This window comes from Butyrivibrio fibrisolvens (assembly GCF_023206215.1).
GTDB classification, from domain to species: domain Bacteria; phylum Bacillota; class Clostridia; order Lachnospirales; family Lachnospiraceae; genus Butyrivibrio; species Butyrivibrio fibrisolvens_C.
In genome coordinates this window covers 2,581,476-2,600,202 of sequence record NZ_CP065800.1, presented here as the reverse complement: position 1 = coordinate 2,600,202, position 18,727 = coordinate 2,581,476, and the positions used below count along the sequence as shown (strand labels likewise).

General features: G+C 39.9%; 12 protein-coding genes and 1 pseudogene. All 13 read right to left on the bottom strand.

Annotation, left to right across the window (positions count from 1 at the left end; translation table 11 throughout):
• Positions 1–365: 365 nt before the first annotated feature.
• Complete coding sequence (locus tag I7804_RS10730) at positions 366–1,868, bottom strand: ABC transporter ATP-binding protein (protein WP_248403387.1); 1,503 nt, start codon at positions 1,866–1,868, stop codon at positions 366–368.
• On the bottom strand, positions 1,865–2,569 hold the full coding sequence (locus I7804_RS10725; protein ID WP_248403386.1) for an energy-coupling factor transporter transmembrane component T: 705 nt from the start codon (positions 2,567–2,569) through the stop codon (positions 1,865–1,867). Before I7804_RS10725 ends, I7804_RS10730 begins: the two co-directional genes overlap by 4 nt.
• Entirely contained in the window at positions 2,569–3,159 is a 591-nt protein-coding gene (locus I7804_RS10720; protein WP_248403384.1) for an MptD family putative ECF transporter S component, read from the bottom strand. Before I7804_RS10720 ends, I7804_RS10725 begins: the two co-directional genes overlap by 1 nt.
• An 85-nt stretch (positions 3,160–3,244) precedes the next feature.
• Positions 3,245–4,981 (bottom strand): ABC transporter ATP-binding protein, encoded by a 1,737-nt coding sequence (locus tag I7804_RS10715; RefSeq protein ID WP_248403382.1) that lies wholly within the window; start codon positions 4,979–4,981, stop codon positions 3,245–3,247.
• Positions 4,974–6,761 (bottom strand): ABC transporter ATP-binding protein, encoded by a 1,788-nt coding sequence (locus I7804_RS10710; protein WP_248403381.1) that lies wholly within the window; start codon positions 6,759–6,761, stop codon positions 4,974–4,976. Before I7804_RS10710 ends, I7804_RS10715 begins: the two co-directional genes overlap by 8 nt.
• Positions 6,762–6,789: 28 nt before the next feature.
• Entirely contained in the window at positions 6,790–7,404 is a 615-nt protein-coding gene (locus I7804_RS10705) for a TetR/AcrR family transcriptional regulator (RefSeq protein WP_074756927.1), read from the bottom strand.
• Between the two features lie 506 nt (positions 7,405–7,910).
• Positions 7,911–9,217, bottom strand: a pseudogene (locus tag I7804_RS10700) (alpha-amylase family glycosyl hydrolase).
• 158 nt (positions 9,218–9,375) lie between these two features.
• Positions 9,376–11,268, bottom strand: coding sequence for a GGDEF domain-containing protein (locus I7804_RS10695; protein ID WP_248403380.1), 1,893 nt, complete (start codon positions 11,266–11,268; stop codon positions 9,376–9,378).
• A gap of 138 nt (positions 11,269–11,406) precedes the next feature.
• On the bottom strand, positions 11,407–13,251 hold the full coding sequence (locus tag I7804_RS10690) for a GGDEF domain-containing protein (protein ID WP_248403378.1): 1,845 nt from the start codon (positions 13,249–13,251) through the stop codon (positions 11,407–11,409).
• Between the two features lie 109 nt (positions 13,252–13,360).
• A complete protein-coding gene (locus tag I7804_RS10685) occupies positions 13,361–13,996 on the bottom strand; it encodes a PilZ domain-containing protein (protein WP_248403377.1) in 636 nt (211 codons plus the stop codon).
• Between the two features lie 274 nt (positions 13,997–14,270).
• Positions 14,271–16,136, bottom strand: a complete 1,866-nt coding sequence (gene ftsH, locus I7804_RS10680; RefSeq protein ID WP_248403375.1) for an ATP-dependent zinc metalloprotease FtsH — start codon at positions 16,134–16,136, stop codon at positions 14,271–14,273.
• Between the two features lie 229 nt (positions 16,137–16,365).
• Entirely contained in the window at positions 16,366–16,866 is a 501-nt protein-coding gene (rnhA, locus tag I7804_RS10675) for a ribonuclease HI (protein ID WP_022756100.1), read from the bottom strand.
• A gap of 112 nt (positions 16,867–16,978) precedes the next feature.
• Positions 16,979–18,697, bottom strand: a complete 1,719-nt coding sequence (locus I7804_RS10670) for a MutS-related protein (RefSeq protein ID WP_248403373.1) — start codon at positions 18,695–18,697, stop codon at positions 16,979–16,981.
• Between the last annotated feature and the right edge of the window lie 30 nt (positions 18,698–18,727).

Sequence of the window (18,727 nt, the reverse complement as noted above, 5' to 3'; positions counted from 1 at the left end):
TAATACATTTTCGTATCTTGAAGGTGTTATAATTCAGGGCAAGATATCTGGATCTTTATATTCTAGGGTCCAAACTCGCTTCGCTCAGACAGGTGGACCCTAAGAAGAATATAAAGATCCAGATATCTTGCTCCTAAATTTAATAACACCTTCAAAAGATACGAAAATGTATTATAAACGGGCCGCATCTGCTCTGCCTCAGATGGTAGTGTATGTTTGGCAAGTGCGAAGTTTGAATTAGTATAAGAATATCACGATATCGTATATATTATAACTCTATTTCGCTTTTGTATAACACATCTTTTTTCATCTCATAAAATTGTAAAATTCAAACTTCCCACTTGGGCGGTGCAGTATCACCAAAGCTATGCAGATCCTAAAGTTATGCCGGCTGCTCTTCCATTATCTATATGTAAGACATAATCACAACACAACTTGATAAGTTCCGGATCATGTGTTGAAACAAGAACCGTCTTGTTAGAATCAGCAAGTTGTTTTAACATCTTGGCCACTTTCACCATATGTAGATAATCAAGGCCTGATGTTGGCTCATCAAATAATAATATCTTGGCCCCGGCTGCCATGGCAGAAGCTATCGCAACTCGCTGCTTCTGTCCGCCTGACAGCGCCATGGGATGCTTGTCTTTAAGTCCATCAAGTCCAAGCTGCGTCAGTATCTCATTGCATCTTTCCTTGTCCTCTTTATCCATAGACAAAAGGACTTCTGCCTCAACACTATCTGTAAAAAGCTGATGATTTACATCCTGCATGACCATGTAGCTTATATCAAGCTGCTTTTTGCCATGATATTCTATGCCATTTATAATGACTCTTCCTGTACAGTTTTTTTCAAGTCCGCATAGACATCTTAAAAATGTAGACTTGCCTGTGCCGTTATTTCCTACAACGCCTATCACTGCATTTCTTGGAAGGCGCAACCTAGGTATATTTAGGCTTAGTATTTTGGCATCTGCCAAATCAAACTTTTTCCTCCAAAAGATATATGGTTTCTTTTTATATGAAAAGAAGAAGTCCCGCAGTTCAATAAAATCCGCATTTTCCTTGATTTCATATGATTCTTTATCTTGGATATTTAGATAATTTCCTATAAACTTTTCCTCTATATTAACCGGCCTTAGACATAGATTTCTGATTGTTTTATCAGGAAGTGCAAAAAACTCTTTTCCTTCCCAGTCTCCTTTAAGACTACCACTATCCATGTATATGACCCTGTCTACAATATCCCTAAGATACCATAGTCTGTGTTCTGAAATAATGATTGTTTTCCCTTGAGTTTTCCATATTTCGATAGCCTTTTTTAACTCTTTTATCGCATTTACATCAAGATTAGAAGAAGGTTCATCCAAAAGGACTATCTCAGGCAATAAGGCAGATACCGATGCACATGCTATTTTTTGCTTTTCCCCTCCTGAGAGTTCAAATAAACTTCTGCCAAGCAGTTTGTACAGGTTCATATCTTTGATCACGTCTGCCGCTCTGTTTTTGATATCTTCTGCAGGCAGTCCTATATTCTCCGGACCAAATACTATTTCGCCGTCTGTATCTACTGAGAAAAACTGGCTTCTGGGATTCTGAAACACTGTTCCAACAACACCGGCCAGATCGTATAGCTGCGTGTTTTTTATATCAAAGCCGGCTACATTCACTGTTCCCTTCAAGTCGCCCAAATAATAATGTGGTATAAGACCATTGATAAGCCTTAAGATAGTTGTCTTTCCGGATCCGGAAGCTCCGCACAAAAGAAGCGTCTGTCCTTGCTTCACGCTTAGAGACACGTCTTTTAACAGTCCTTTTGAAGAACCCTTATATTGAAAACTTACTTTATCTATTTTTACTATATCTTTCATAATCTAAAATACTTATGGAAAACAAAGATCGTGGTAGCTATTGTAAAAAACACAAAGAGAAGTATATCTATTATATTTAGCTTAAGCTCCACAACGCTGCTCCTTTTTACCTTTCCTCCGAGTCCTCTTGTGATTGCTGCTGCCGATAGTTCATCCCCTATATTGACGCAGGCAAATATTAATGGGACCATGCGAAACTCAACCATTTTAATGACATCTCCTCCTGCCAAAGATATCCCTCTCATTCGCATAGCATCTCTTATAGAGTCATATTCTTCTTTGATCGTAGGAAAAAATCTCATGATAACCGCAAGAGAAATAGTTATACCATCAGGAATATGCATTTTTTGCATAGCTGACATAAACTCGTCTATCTTAGTAGTCCTTACCACATACCACACTGTGATAAAGGCCGGCATGAACTGAACGATTATGCCGCAATAGCCTGTAAGAAAAGCCATGAAAAATCCGGTCGATCCTGCAGATAAAAATCTAAAATTAATAAAAACAGCAGTCATATACAGTGCAAAGAAACGCAATGCACTAGCATAGCGTTTCTCTGCAATCAAAAGCAGGATCGGAACAATAGTGATGATAAGCCTTACTGCCCATAAAAAGGGTGTTGTAGCACTCATCATCACAATAGTTGACACTGACAGTATCATGTATATCTTGGTCCTTGGGTCAAGTTTTATACTCATCAGGCAATACCAGCCTTTTCAAAATGTTTTTTGACAACTGCCTTACCAAGGTAAGATCCTATAAAACCAAATATCAGGCACAGAAGCATAAGTACAATTATAGTTTTTGAATTAATAGCCCTGAAAAGATTGTCACAGTACTGAGTCGAAAAACCGCCATCGATAAGGTCCTGTCTGTAGGTCTTTGCTGTTATGATAACGGGAAAATAATTGGCGCAGATCCATAAACAAAACACACCATAGCTTAAAGAGATCATCTTAAAATCCTTATAAGCTCCTGCTCTTGCGATAAGATCTGCTGCTACACCTGCAATAATGATAAGAGGCGCACCCAGATACCCCATACCTGTAACAAACATAATTATCGCTATAAGTACAGACATGATAGTGATCATTCCAAATTTATCGACTTTACTGTAAAAAAGCATCATAGGAATAGCACCGACAATTGGTATCATCACTACGTATGAAGCAACTATATAGGGATGAATAAAACCAAGCATTCCACATGCAAACTCAACTACAAACAAGAGCACTGTAAATATCCCCACAGTAATATAATCTTTAGCATTTAATTTCTTCGTATTCATATACTCCTCCAAGCATTTAGTGTACAAAATGATCCCTAGGGGTCATCAAGGTCCTTGCCCCGCCCCTAGGGGCATCTAATGTAAGTTAAGCAATCTTCCAGCTGACTGCCTTTTTTCTTCCGCTGACAAAATTCTTATAAATACCATCCTGCTTCATAAGTTCTTCATGCTTACCTTGTTGAACAATCTTTCCTTTATCAATAACAACTATCTGATCTGCATGTCTTACTGTCTTTAATCTATGAGCTATCATGATGATAGTCTTTTCTTTTGTAAGATTTTCTATTGCCTGAGTCAGTTCTTTTTCATTTTCAGGATCAACATTGGCTGTTGCTTCATCAAGAATGATGATAGGAGCATTTTTAATGATCGCTCTTGCAATGGCAATTCGCTGTTTCTCACCACCTGACAGAGACGCTCCGCCCTCACCAACAACAGTATCATATCCATCCGGAAGTGACATGATAAAGTCATGACAACATGCCTTTTTAGCTGCGTCATAAACTTCTTCCATGGACGCCTCAGGTCTTCCAAACCTAATGTTATTAGCAATAGTATCTTCAAACAGGTATACTCTTTGGAATACAAAACTAAAGTTTTCCATGAGGCTGTCAAAGCTATAATCTCTTACATCTTTTCCGCCAAGAGATACGCTTCCTTCCTTAACATCCCAGAATCTTGCAATCAAAGATGCAAGGGTTGTCTTACCACCGCCTGAAGGTCCAACGATAGCTGTAGTTGTCTTTTCCTTGATATCGAGCGTTACATCGTCAATAATCTTCCTGTGATCGTATGCAAAGCTCACATGATCAAGGTGTATACCTTTATTGTCCGGATGAATATCGGCGCCGTTTATATCCATCTGCTCAACAGCCATGATCTCATTTACAAGGTCAACTCCCTTACCAATGATCTTTAATAGCGCTGTGTACGTGCCCGCTGCGTCAAGCATTTCAATCACCATGAAGGAGCAAAATAGCATTGTTATACATCTTGTAAGTTCCATTGTTCCTGTCAGATAAAAATACAAAGTGGCTCCTGAAATGATCACTCCCGTGATCTTACTTATCCACATCTGAAAACCAACTGCGGGAATAGCTGCTATTTCAGCAGTGATATCAGCCTTTGTTTTTCTCTTGATCGCGTTTGAAAGTCTTGTACCTTCGTGTGAAATGATGTTGTAATTACGGATTTCCGCGATTCCCTGGATAAATTCAAGGACAACGCCTACCATATCCTTGTCAGCTGCAATTTTCTCACCGGCAACTTTCTCAACCGATTTATTGGTAACTCTGTTAAACAGGAAAAAGACTATTATGCCTGCCAGGGTTATAAAACCGATTCGTACATCAAATGCAAACATTAAAATTCCAATAACCATTGTTGTGATGGTTCCCTGAAGCACCATTATGATCGCTCTTGTCGCAATATCCCCTGTCTGCTCCAGCGTGTTGGTTGTAACAGACGTGATATGACCAAGACTTGTATCATTAAAATATCCCATCGGAAGATATCTTAAATGCTCTCCGATCTCAATTCGCTTACCGGCACATGTGTTATAGCCGGCTTCAGTCTGCAGCATCTGCGAAAATCTGTTTACTATCATCTTGCCGACCGTGCTTACAAGCATAAGCCCCATTACAACTACAAATGTTCTTGCTTCTATTTTTGCATTTATCACTGCGTCAATCGCAAAATATGCTGCAGGGATTTTCATTGCTGCCAGCAGTGCATCCAAAACTCCAAGCGCTACCGCTGTATAAAACTTATTCCTGTTTTCTTTACTGCAAAAGTTAAAAAACTTAGCAAGCATCTCAAGCATTGACAGCCTCCTTCCTGCTACCAGGCATAGAAACCACTGAAGTATCGTCCTCATCCTTGGCCATGGTATGTGCGTCCCACATCTTTTTATACAGGATACTGTTTTTAAGAAGTGATTCGTGAGTCCCGGAAGCTTCAATATTTCCATCATTTATTAAATATATATTGTCTGCATCGACGATAGTTGAAAGTCTGTGAGCAATAACGATAAGTGTTTTGCCCTGAACAAGCTTTGCAACGCTGCTCTGAACCAGGGCTTCATTCTCCGGATCAGTGTAAGCTGTTGCTTCATCAAGGATTATAACCGGTGCATTCTTGAGCATCGCTCTTGCAATACAGATTCTCTGTCTCTCACCGCCTGACAAGTGTCCTCCGGCGCCGCCTACGATTGTGTCATACCCATTTTCAAGCCCCATAATAAAATCATGGCAGCCGCATGCTTTTGCTGCATTTATTACTTCATCATCAGTTGCGCCGGCTTTTCCAAGTCTGATATTCTCTTTTACAGACATATCAAATAGATAATTATCCTGCGCTACATATGCTATCTGGTTGGTATAATATTCCAGCGGAAGGTCTCTTATATCAACGCCGCCAAAACTGATAGATCCTTCATCCACATCCCACAAAGAGTCTATAAGTCTTGCTATAGTGCTCTTTCCTGATCCGGATGGTCCTACAAAAGCATTTACCTGACCCTTTTTAATTTCCATATTTATTCCATGAAGGACTTCTTTATCCTTATAAGAAAACTTCACATCTTTAAGGACAATATCAAAGCCTGATGGAGTTTTGACAAGTTCCTTTGGCCTTACCATGTCTTTTCTCTCAATGATCTCCGTGGCTTCACCAAATATAGTCTTCATCTTCATAATGTCATCCATATATGAAAATGCCACTACAAGCGGGGTGATAAGACCAGCTGAAAGAATTACACAGGTAATGAATTCTTGAGGTGAAAGCTGTCCTTTTTGTACTAGAATAAGTCCTACAGGCAATACGCCAAGGAATGTTGCCGGCATGAAAGCAAGGCTTCCGGCCTGCCACCAGATGCATTTTCTCATCCAGTTAATAAAACAATCTGCGCCGTCCTTTGCAGCCAAAACAAATTTTTCATAAGAACTGCCGGTTTTCCCAAAGGCTTTTATGACTTCAATACCATTGATATACTCTACAGCTGTGTCATTAAGATACTTTGTTTTCTGAACAGTAACTTCGTATTCTCCCTGGCTCTTGGTCATCATGACTGCAACAAAGATAATACCGATCACTGCAGAAATGAGATTGGAAAGCCCAATTCTAAAATCAATGACCAGCATATAACCGAACATTATTGTTGGTAAGAGGATATTTGCCGTGAATTCCGGCACTACATGAGCAAGGGTCGTCTCCATAGAATCAACTCGCTCAACAATGATATTTTTATATGTTCCGCTATTGTCATCTAAAACTGACCCAAGCGGAATGGTAGATAACTTTTTGCATAGCTGCTGCCTGATACTGCCAAGCACATTAAATGTCGCCACATGTGAAAGGGTTGTCGACAATGAATGAAATGTTACTCGAAGAGTCCAGCATACAGCCATTATAAATACCCGCATAAGATAATAGCGCGCGTCTGTGTCACCTGATAAGAGGTGTCTGACTATATCTGCAATCAATAGGTAAGGGATAAAAGACATAGCCACTCCCATGATCGCAAGAACAACACTTCCTACGTAATAGATCTTTTTTCTCCCGGCAAAATGTAATACCCAGGAGAAAGTACTTCTTTTTTTCATAGATTCCTCCTTTTATTGATGTTATATTTTAAAAACCAAGAAATTTCCTCCAGCCCTCTTTGAAGAAAGTATTTACTGTCCCGCAGTAATGAAGGGCCTCTTCATAAGAAAAATCATGGTTTACCATCTCAAGCATCGCTGTATATTGAGCGCTCAAAATAAGATGCATTTCTTTTTCATCAACATGATTTACCAATATGCCTTTATCTTCTATTTCTTTCATAAACTTAAGTGTTGCTGTCTGAACCTTGGTCACTACTTCGTGAAGGTAGTCTTCATACTTAGTTCCCTCACTTTTACAAAACAAAAGCTTATGTGCATCAAAGTCTTTATATATAAGTTCAACAATTCGTCTTGCCTGATCGTTGTCTCCCCACATTGCGTCAAGCCCGGATTCTCTAGCTGTTCCTGTCTGCCTTACTTCCTCGGCCCGGCATAGATTCTCCCATGCCTGTACCGCAGGATTGACAACAGCGTCGAATATGGCTTCCTTGTCCTTATAATGTCTATATAGCGCAGTTGCAGTAATCCCCACTTTGCCTGCGATCTTTCTCATCGAGGCATCAGCAAATCCGTTCTGCATAAACTCCTTAGTAGCAACCTCTAATATCTTCTCTCTAGTGCTGGTATCTGCATTATTCATGTGATCCTCTTGATGTTAACAATGTTAACTTGTTAGTTACAGCTAACATTATAGTTAGGGATAGCTAACTTGTCAATATATATTATTAGTATTTTTTATACGATCTTATTGAGTTATGTAAATAATTCAAACTTCCCACTTGGACGGTGCAGTATCACCCAAGGCTTTGCTGGGACAAGCAGTATATAGATCATTGCCATGCTTTTTAATCGTTTTATTAAATTCATGAGCATGATAGATGGAGATTTCCATTCTTCCCGGGGTCCACCTGTCTGAGCGAAGCGAGTTTGGACCCCAGAATGGGAATCATCAGATATCATGCCATGAATTATAAAACGATTAACAGCATGGCAATGATCTATATACTGCTTGTCCCAGCAAAGCCTTGGGGTGATACTGCACCGTCCAAGTGGGAAGTTTGAGTAAATAAAAAAGCGCCAACCTTAGATTTGATCTCTCAAATCCAAGTTGACGCTAGATAGTCTCTTGCCTCCGTCCCAAGGGGGTCATTGCGGCTTTAGTATGTAGGCTGTGTATGGCGGGATTTCGAGGCCGCCGCCAAAATCTATCATCTCGCCGGTTATAAGATCCACGGCTTGTCCTGCTCTTGCATCGAAATGGGCGGTAAATGGTGCACCGTCTATATTACATGCTACCAGTACTCTGTCATCATCAGTCTCACGTTCCCATACGCAGGCCTTGTTCTGAAGGACAAGTGATTTAAAGGCTCCGTACTGAAGGGCCTTGGATGACTGGAACGCACTAATGCATCCCTTTATATAATCTGTAAGCTCGTTCCATAAAGGCTTATCAAACATAGGTCTAAGCGCGGGGTCACCCTGAGATTTATCTGCTTTAAAACCCCATTCACTACCATAGTATATAGATGGTATACCCGGCATCCCGCACATAAGAGCATAGATAGGCTTTATATGTTCAGGATTAGCAAGGATACTTGATACTCTGGTAACATCATGATTGTCTACAAAAGACCACAGATGCATGCCCCTGTACAAGGTCCAGTTCTCAGGGCCGAACTGACGCAGAAGTGAATGCGTTATCTCAAACAGGTTATAAGAATTCATTGAAGAAAAAAGCCCTTTGTAGCATTCATAGTTGGTCGCACTATCGCACAGGCCCTCTCCGCAGATATTCCTGTAATCTCCGCCTATCATCTCTCCCATCAGGAAGAAATCTTCCTTCATCTGCGAAGATTCATAGCGAAGCCTTCTTATAAAGTTCTGATCGAGGCAGTATGCAACATCAAGTCTAAGACCATCTATATCAAAAGTATCAATCCAGTATCTAACAGTATCTATAAGATAATCTGTGACTGCCGGATTCTGCAGATTGAGCTTAACAAGGTCGAAGTTACCTTCCCAGCCTTCGTACCAGAGTCCGTCATTATAGCCATTATTGCCGTCAAAATTTATATGAAACCAGTCTTTATACTCTGATCCTTCCCTTTTTTCAAGGACATCAGTAAAGCCCCAGAATCCTCTGCCTACATGATTAAATACAGCATCAAGTATAACCTTGATGCCTGCCTTGTGGAGCTTATCAACAAGCTTTTTAAAATCTGCGTTATCTCCAAGTCTTACATCAACCTTGCGATAATCTCTTGTATTATAACCATGGGTATCAGAATCAAATAAAGGGTTGAACAGGACGCCCTTTACTCCCAATTTCTTCAGATGAGGAACATAAGTATCAAGTTTTTTGAGTCTCTTTTCAGGTTTACCATCATTTTCAAAAGGTGCGCCGCAAGCACCAAGTGGATATATCTGATAAAAACACTTTCATAAGCCCACATAGATTAAGCCTCCCTACAAATTCTTATACTCAACTTTTTTATAATTATCTTACTAAACTTCCCACTTGGACGGGCCTGCCCCTGCAAAGACTTTGGGGATGCCGGCCCGTCCAAGTGGGAAGTTTTAGTTATCTTATTTATAATTATCTTTTGTATAATCAGCTTTTCTTCTTAGCAGCAGCTACCTTTTTCATCTGACGTTTCTTTTCATACATAGCTTCATCGCCGTCTTTTTCTACTTTGCCAATATCGCGATGATCTCCCGGAGTCCACACGCTATAGCCATAAGCTATATGCATCTGCATATCCTTGCCTGACTTTTCATTATAATCCTGAATCATCTCACGCATCTTGTCAATGCACTCTAAATACCTGTCCACTGCATTATCACAAACGATAAAAGATGCAAATTCATCACCGCCAACTCTGTACACATAACCATAATCTGAAAATGCCTGCATCAATATCCCTGAAGCAGCAACTATATAATCATCACCTGTTGCATGTCCCAAAGTATCATTTACTATCTTAAGACCGTTAAGATCAAGTGCTACATATACTATCTGGAAGTTTACATCTTTTTTCCTCTTGGAAACCTCCCTCATCCTGTCAGAGATCTCACTCTCTTTTAGGAGAAAAGCTCCGCGGTTAGGAATACCTGTAAGAGCATCTGTAAATGCCATCTCCATATAGGCTCCGGCCTTATCAGCCTGTCTGTTCCTGTTCATAGCATCCATGAACAGATTGATGAACATACCGACCGTAAATACAAGGACACCTATTCTTGTGAAGAAACTACTATCAAATATCTTCTTGGCATGCATGATGTTGATGTACCTAAGCAGATCTATAAGCCCCATGAAAGTTATGAATGCAAGAGAGATATCAATCCAGTTGGTATTAACATGAAGATCATTATCTTTCCTGAATTTCTGATCCACAATGATCCTGATTATAACGAAAAAGCCCGTTATCATTATAAGTAGATCTGAAAGATATACTGTCTCATGGAAATCGAATATCCCAGTATAGTTGGTAATCGTACAATAATCGATCAGGATCACAGTTGCCCAGAATACAATTCCGGCAATCCTCTTGTGCGGTTTAAGCGTCACCATATCACTAAATACCGCTATAGGATAAGCCATCGACATAAGGAGAAAATATGCGATCGTATGCAGATATTCGGATGTACCAAGGACATAGTCAAGAAGATGAGTTTCTATCATCGACCATAATCCTATAAGTATGATCAGCGCAGCAAGTGACTCATATATCCTTCCTGATCTTTTGTCAGGGATAAGCCTAGTGACAATTATGATAGCAACTCCTATTAAAATAATAACTATGCAGACAATAAACCTTGGAAGAGCAGCCATGATCCTGGATCTTATGTAAGCGCTCGCCGGTTCGATTGCCATGTTACTAATCTTGGAATTACTATAGACAGGGAACAGTTCGAGATATATAGTATCTCCAACATCAGAAGTATATAGCTGCATAGTCCTAAGATAAGTACCCGCCCCGCGGCTTCCAAGGCCTGATCCTAACCCATCAACCATATACGCAATATAATCAACACCATACAATTTATAATAGTCCGTATAGTGCTGCATTATCATCTTTTCAAAATCTGTAGTTACATATCTTGCATCAAGATCATCCGTTACAAAGTCCAGACTATCCGGAGTCTCTCCATAATCATATCCGTCATATTCCCTGTCATCAAAATATATGCAAAATCCCATATGCTTAACTTCAAAGCTAAGAGACTCTTCGCCTGTAAGACCCTCAGGAATAGTTCTGTGGAAAAGATAACTTTCTCTATCTCTATGACCATGATAAGTAAGATCAGCGATATTGACAGTATTGCCTTCTTCATCGATCCATCCATCATCAAAGTCAATATACACACCGTCTTCTATACTGAAAAAAAGCTCATTTGTATCTTTGGTATTATAACTAAAAATAGCCGTAGTTATAAAAAAACCAAGCACAAGAAATCCAAGAATGTAATATCTGTATCGTTCGCCTGAAAAGTTTATCTTCATTCGGATCCTCCGAAAAAGCTCAAATCATAAAATGCAACAATAAATAGCCACATAGTTTTTCGGATAAAGTCCTTTGAAAAATTAGTTCAAAATATTGGACAAAAAGCAGGTTATAAAGCTCTCTGAATATAGTAATGATCAGCCTTTGTCATTTTTATCAAGGTACATACTGCCATCTGCAGCCGAAATATAATCAGACAAGGTCAGAGTCATATTCATATTGGTAAGACAGCTTCCCATGCTGATAGCAGTATCATTTTGCTCAAGCTCGCTTACAACCTTCTCTCTGTAACTTTTCAAAACGCCTCTGGATGCATTTGGAAAAAGAGCTACGAACTCATCTCCTCCAAATCTGAATACATCGCCGCCTTCAGGCACATGCTTCTTCATAGTCTTAGCGATGATCTTAAGCACCTTATCACCATACTCATGACCGTATCTGTCATTAAGAGTCTTAAAATTATCAGCATCAACAAATACAACTCCCCAGATGATTCCTCTGGCTCTTTCTCTATTGAATCTGGACTCAACAATATCAGTAAGAGCTATCCTGTTGAAAACCCCAGTCAGCTGATCCTTATTGTAGACATCCTCAAGCTGCTTCATGGCATTGGTGAGCTGTTTCTTGTGGAAAAGATTCTTAAAGCCCTCTATGATTCCTTCCTGCATATCGAGAAGATTGGACCATTCATAGAGAAATACCGGATTCTTATGAAGCGTATAACCAACCGCTTCATTGCCAAAATGTATAGGATTAAAAAGGTAATGAACTCCCTTAAGATTATGATCTATATATCCTATAAGGTCCTCCACCGATTCAAAAGACGTTCTCTTGCCATTACATACTGCAAGCTGTACTTTAAGATCAGGACGAGAATACCCCTCCGTAGGAAAATGAGTACTCATGTAAGGCTCAAATATCCTCTCATCTACTACTGCAAAGAAACCTTCAACATTTTTACTGCACATATATTTCTCTATAGTGTCAAACATATCATGCATAGTAGGCTCTTTGAGCACATCTCTTTCAAGACATGCTATCTCATTATCAAAAACCTCTTTGGCACAGTTAGAGTCAATTACATTCTTAAGATAATTCCTATAATCTACCATTCCGCTGTTGGGACAACCACAGCTTTCGGCAAAGATAACATTGGCATCTGTATATGTGTGAGAAGATACTTCTCTTCCTTCCCACAGATCGATAAGTATTTCAAGCGCTCTCTCTCCGATAAGCTCTCTGTCCATATTAACAGTAGTTATCTGAGGAAGATAGTTCCTTGCCTTCTCAAGATTGTCAAAACCTGTGACAAGAAAGTCTCCGGGGACATGATAACCATTAAGCTCCGCTGTCCTGCAGATTCCTGTAGCTATATTGTCATTAGAACATACAAAAGCATCAGGGAAGGGCTTATGGTTCTCGATATAATCATTCATATAACGAACGCCTGTGGCAAATTCGTAGTCACCGTACAATACCGGATTATTAAGTTCTGTAAGCTGATATTTCTGGAGACAGTCCAGATAAGATTCGGCCCTCTGTCTGTTCTCAAAATTGTCTCCGGGGCCTCCTGCGAAGACAAAGCTTCTGCAATTATGGACATTATAAAGATGATCCATGATCTCTTCTATAGGCTTTCTATTATCAATACCCACATAATACAGACCAGGGAACTCATGACCTATGCTGACAGCAGGTTTTCCGCTTTCTCTTACCATCCTGATGAGCTTCTGAAGCACCTCATAATCTGTTATATTATTGGCATCTATGACAATACCATCATATGCTGTAAGATCAGGAAGGTTGAAGATATTATACTCCCCCTGATTGTTCTCTCTATCACTACTCCAGTTACCAAAGCAGTTGAACTGGAACAAGACCATGTCCAGATTCTCTTTACGTATCTTTCTCATTATGCCTTCTGCCCAGGCATAAACTATAAACTTGCGCCATCCATCTGTTAATAAAGCAATCTTCTTCATATAAGTCAAAATCCGCTATTAAGATACGGATGATCAGAAAATAGATGATCAGAATATTCTATATTTCATATTCTATCTACAATGTCCCTATCAGATCATTATCTTTTGATCATTCCTGATCTTCGGATTCGCCCCCATTCGTATATCTGTCCTTAACCCTTTTTATAAAGGCCATTACATCTGTTCCTATGTCATGCATCCTGCATCCTACCGCCTCATAATCATCAAGAGAGAACTTTCTGACTATCTGAGCCTGTATCACCAAGTGCCTGCTGCGTTCTTTCTCCTGAAACGTTATAGTCACATCATCGCCAATACGGAATACAGCTTCTCTCTCCATAGCAAAAGATATACCTCTCATGGATATATCATATATGACCACCTGTGCGTCTCTACCCTTGCCGGCATAGGCAGTCCCCAGAATACCTACAGGATATCTCTTTGCTTTGCGATAATTCTTAGTGTCTATACCCTGAAGTCCTTCCATATAGTAGAACCTGTTATTGAGCTGAGCTATAGGCTGTATAAGGCTACACTTGAAATTATATCTGTTAAAATCCTTATCATGGATGCTGAAGGAGAAATCATGCATTTCATTAAGTGGTACCCCTTTATATCTTGGCTGGGTTACCATTATCCCTTCGCCTCTTGGCCCGACGACGCTACATACTGCCGGAATCATCTTGTCCATTATAGGGATATAAATTGTAATCTCTGTACCCGTAGAAAAATCAGTTATATCCATATTCACCCCATTATCAGCATATCCAAGCTATGTACTACTTGATCACAGGATACTGAACTTAGAAAATGTAAGAATTTCGTCCACTTTATTATGACGCAAATCAAAACTCATCGCAACCGGTTTTCCGATATGGAAAAAGCCATTCTAAAATGAGAATCCACATCATCATTTATTAGAATGGCTTTATATACTGATTCATATCGGCTTTGGTATATCAAATAAATACTAAAGTCCGTGGAATCATACGGTATCTAAAAGGCTTTTTTAAGTCTTTTTATATGGAAAAAGATTCTGCGCTCGTAGCAGCTATATCACTTTTACGGTTTAAGATGCTCATAAACTCTTCACCTGTGATAGTCTCTTTTTCATACAGATACTTGGCAATCTCGTCAAGTTTTGGCTTATTATCTTTAAGGATCTTGATAGCCTTTTCATGCTGTTTTTTAACAAGCTCTACTACCTTCTGATCGATCCTTGCCTGAGTCTGGGCAGAGCACGCAAGTGAAGCATCGCCGCCAAGATACTGATTATTAACGGTTTCAAGAGCAACCATGTCAAAATCATCTGACATACCATATCTGGTGATCATAGCTCTGGCAAGCTTAGTGGCACGCTCTATATCATTGGAAGCACCTGTTGTAACAGATCCAAACTCAACCTCTTCTGCTGCACGGCCTCCTGTTAATGTTGCTATCTCATTCTCAAGCTCAGTCTTGCTCATAAGATAGTGATTGCCCTCTTCTTCTACCTGCATGGTATAACCAAGGGCTCCGCTTGTACGAGGAACTATAGTTATCTTCTGAACAGGAGCTGTTCCCTTCTGCATTGCAGCTACAAGAGCATGTCCTACCTCGTGATAGGATACGATGAGCCTTTCTTTATCAGACATGATTGAATTTTTCTTCTGATAACCGGCTATTACAACTTCTATACTCTCTTCAAGATCAGCCTGATTAGCAAATCTTCTGCCGTCTCTTACTGCTCGAAGGGCTCCTTCATTGATGATGTTGGCAAGTTCAGCACCGGAAGTACCTGTAGCCATTCTGGCTATCTTGTTAAAATCAACATCATCTGAGATCCTTATCTTCTTGGCATGAACCTTGAGGATATCTTCTCGGCCTTTAAGATCAGGAAGCTCTACAGGAACTCTTCTGTCAAAACGTCCGGGTCTTGTAAGAGCAGGATCAAGAGATTCCGGTCTGTTGGTAGCAGCAAGAATCATAACACCGTTGTTACCTTCAAATCCGTCCATCTCTGTAAGGAGCTGATTGAGAGTCTGCTCTCTTTCATCATTGCCATTTAACTGGCCATCACGCTTCTTACCAATAGCATCGATCTCATCTATGAATACAATACAAGGCGCCTTGTCCTTGGCCTGTTTGAAAAGGTCTCTGACCTTGGAAGCACCCATACCTACAAACATCTCTACAAACTCAGATCCGCTCATTGAAAAGAAAGGAACATTAGCTTCTCCGGCAACAGCCTTGGCAAGCATTGTCTTACCTGTCCCGGGAGGGCCTACAAGTAATATGCCCTTGGGCATAGAAGCGCCGATCTCTTTGTATTTGCCAGGATTATGAAGATAGTCGACTATCTCCTTTAAATTGTCCTTGGCTTCCTCTTCACCGGCAACATCAGCAAATTTGATGCCCTCAGTTGACTGTACATATACTCTTGCATTGGACTTGCCAAGGCCTCCGAACATCATGGACTGACCTGATGCACCACCGCCCATTCTGTCCATCATCCTGTTGGACAGCCATCTTCCAAGCAGTATAAAGATGATGATAGGAAGTACAAATGTCAGAATGAACTCCATAAACGGTGAAACCTGAGTTTCTATCTCACTGGAAAAAACCACTTCGTACTCTGTAAGCCTGCTGACAAGCTCCGGATCATCTATAGTAGCAGTATAGTAGATCTTACCATCATTGTTCTGATATACTATTTCATTTGTATAGATTTTGACATTATTGATATTGCCCTGTGTTGTATCGGTTATGAACTGGCTATAGGATACTTCAGTTCTGTTAGCTCCGATTATAAGAGGCATAACCACAAGATTTATGATCACCATCAAAACAAGTACTGCCAGATAGTAAAAAATAAGTGGTTTTTTTGGTTGTTTAACTTCGTTCATAGATTCCTTTCTATTTCGGCTATAAGGTCCGAACCTGATACTAATCCCTTTTAAATACTGATTTGTTCAAAGGCTCTGCCTGTATCGTATTTTAAGCTATATACGATTTTCTTATAATAATTATATAGACTGTATTCTAACATCTTTTTGCTACAAATAATCTAAATATAATATAAAGTATTCTGAAAAATATCTATAGTCAGTGGCTTTATAAGACACCGGATATTATTCAGCACACTCCCTTAAGATCGCCGCCATCATCATGAAGCAGCATATCAGGATTCTCATCAGCAGCTGTAGTTGCAAGCTCGTCGCAGCGTTCATTCTCAGGATGTCCTGCATGACCTTTGACCCAGTGCCAGGTTATATTATGAGGCTCTGCAGCTTTTAAAAGTCTCTCCCATAAAGCTCTGTTCTTGACAGGCTTTTTAGAAGCATTGACCCAGCCTTTTTTAAGCCACCCTTCTATCCAGTGTTCATTAAATGCGCTTATAACATATTTGGAATCAGAATACAGATCGATGCTGCAAGGATGATTCAAAGCTTCAAGAGCCTTAATAACGCCAAGAAGCTCCATGCGGTTGTTGGTCGTCTTATCAAAGCCGTCCGACAGCTCCTTAACATGAAGCTCTCCACTTTTGTCTGTGAACTTAAGTACAGCGCCGTATCCTCCGGGTCCATCCGGATTCCCCCTGGCTGCACCATCTGTATATACTTCAATATGTGTCATAATATTCCTTCCTATATCCGTTCTAGGTCGGTGCCATATCTAAGGCCCCTCACACAGGCAGACAGAATATAAATCTTTGCCACATTTTTTAATTGTTTTATAGTTGATTTTTTTATGCCCAGATGCCGGTTTTTGTAAAATCGTCTGCCATCTTCTGAGCATCTTCTACGATAGTCGTATCGTAGCCTATCATAGACAAGAGCTTGATCGCATTTCTTGTGGTCGCGGGTCCTTTTTGGATCCTGTAGCTGAAGTGAACATCGTTGTCTGTAACTTCGCCTTCGAAGTGATAGTTATCATAATAATCTTTCAAAAGGTCCGTAAGTTCTATATCATGTGTTGCTGCAAAGCACTGTATATTCTTCTTATCAAGGCTCTTTAAGATCTGTGTGGATGCGGCTATACGTTCTATGGTATTGGTACCTCTAAGTACTTCATCTATAAGGCAAAATATCCTGCTACCTTTACTTGCTGCAGCGTCTAGTATTCTCTTAAGGGACTTGATCTCTACAATGTAGTAACTGTCTCCGCCTGCAAGATCGTCTCTAAGCGCCATTGAAGAATAAATCCTGTATATAGGCGCCTTGTATGAAGATCCTGTTACTGTATGTATAGTCTGTGCCATAACTGCAGCGATAGCGCTTGTCTTAAGGAATGTTGACTTACCTGATGCGTTGGAGCCTGTGATGAGGACTCCTTTATCTGCTGTGATACTGTTTACTACAGGGTTTTTCATGCAGGGATGATAGAGATCTGCTGCATTATAAGAAAGGTCTACACTATTGTCTTTATCATTATCTTTTTCGCCTTTTAAGGTCTCAAACTCTGGCAGGCAGTACTTGCCGTCAAGAGAAGCCCTGTAGCAGGCAACTGATATCTCTGTCTCGATACGTCCGAGAGTTGTAACTATACTATCAAGAAGCTGTCCATGAGTTTTTACAAACTTGTACATGCTCTTGAATTTAAAAAGATCTATATGAGTGAACATGCAGATGTAATCCAATAGCATATTCATTGGATCGCCGCTGTTGGAAAGCCTTGCGGGGTCCAGTATTATCCATGAACCTCTTCTGAAAGCATCAGTTTCTTTTTCGTATTCAAAAAGCTCCCTTGTCTCTTTGGCAAGGACTTCATCCTTAACAGACTTGAACATATCTATGCCGCCAAGCATTCTGTTGATATATCCAAAGATGTAAAGGTAAGGAGAGATATCTCCTTTGATGATAAAATATGTAACTGCATTATATAAAAGGCATGCAATTATGATAATGAAGAATACTTCGAATTTAAAAAAGCATCCCGCAATAGATATGAGCATCAAAAGATCAGCGATCATATGAGGAAGTCTTGATGACATCTTAAGATCATCAAGTGATCCTATATAGTCATAGAGCGAATGCTTGCCAAAATTGGACATTCTGGCAAAGATAAGCTGAGTATCAACCCTAAGATCTTCTTTGGCAGTAAAGTTATCAACCTGCTGTTCAAAGGATTCAAATTCGTCAGTCTGCATGGGAGTTCTGAGTCTGTAATACAGATACTCCTGTCCTGCACCTGAATTGCAATAATTGATCCTGTCATAGACCACGTCAAGGCCCAGATCATTCCAAGTGATATCATCAAGCGCTGTATCTTCTTTGTGATTTTCAAAATATTTGGGGATAGCCTGTCTTCGGCTATCCCTTATATCAATAGTGGGTTCCTTGCCCCAGTTTTTGATAAACTTATTTCTGTAAAATCTTTCTGCTCTTTTTTCGTTTCTTTTTCCAAGTATTGCGGCTATCACAAGGATTGCTACAATTATTCCAAGTACTGTTACATAAACCTGCATATTATATTCCGTTTCTTTTTCAAGTAATTA

Bases quoted from the DNA above. Each gene is read 5' to 3' on its own strand.
- I7804_RS10730 (WP_248403387.1), bottom strand. From the start codon at position 1,868: ATGAAAGATATAGTAAAAATAGATAAAGTAAGTTTTCAATATAAGGGT.
- I7804_RS10725 (WP_248403386.1), bottom strand. From the start codon at position 2,569: ATGAGTATAAAACTTGACCCAAGGACCAAGATATACATGATACTGTCA.
- I7804_RS10720 (WP_248403384.1), bottom strand. From the start codon at position 3,159: ATGAATACGAAGAAATTAAATGCTAAAGATTATATTACTGTGGGGATA.
- I7804_RS10715 (WP_248403382.1), bottom strand. From the start codon at position 4,981: ATGCTTGAGATGCTTGCTAAGTTTTTTAACTTTTGCAGTAAAGAAAAC.
- I7804_RS10710 (WP_248403381.1), bottom strand. From the start codon at position 6,761: ATGAAAAAAAGAAGTACTTTCTCCTGGGTATTACATTTTGCCGGGAGA.
- I7804_RS10705 (WP_074756927.1), bottom strand. From the start codon at position 7,404: ATGAATAATGCAGATACCAGCACTAGAGAGAAGATATTAGAGGTTGCT.
- I7804_RS10695 (WP_248403380.1), bottom strand. From the start codon at position 11,268: ATGAAGATAAACTTTTCAGGCGAACGATACAGATATTACATTCTTGGA.
- I7804_RS10690 (WP_248403378.1), bottom strand. From the start codon at position 13,251: ATGAAGAAGATTGCTTTATTAACAGATGGATGGCGCAAGTTTATAGTT.
- I7804_RS10685 (WP_248403377.1), bottom strand. From the start codon at position 13,996: ATGGATATAACTGATTTTTCTACGGGTACAGAGATTACAATTTATATC.
- ftsH (WP_248403375.1), bottom strand. From the start codon at position 16,136: ATGAACGAAGTTAAACAACCAAAAAAACCACTTATTTTTTACTATCTG.
- rnhA (WP_022756100.1), bottom strand. From the start codon at position 16,866: ATGACACATATTGAAGTATATACAGATGGTGCAGCCAGGGGGAATCCG.
- I7804_RS10670 (WP_248403373.1), bottom strand. From the start codon at position 18,697: ATGCAGGTTTATGTAACAGTACTTGGAATAATTGTAGCAATCCTTGTG.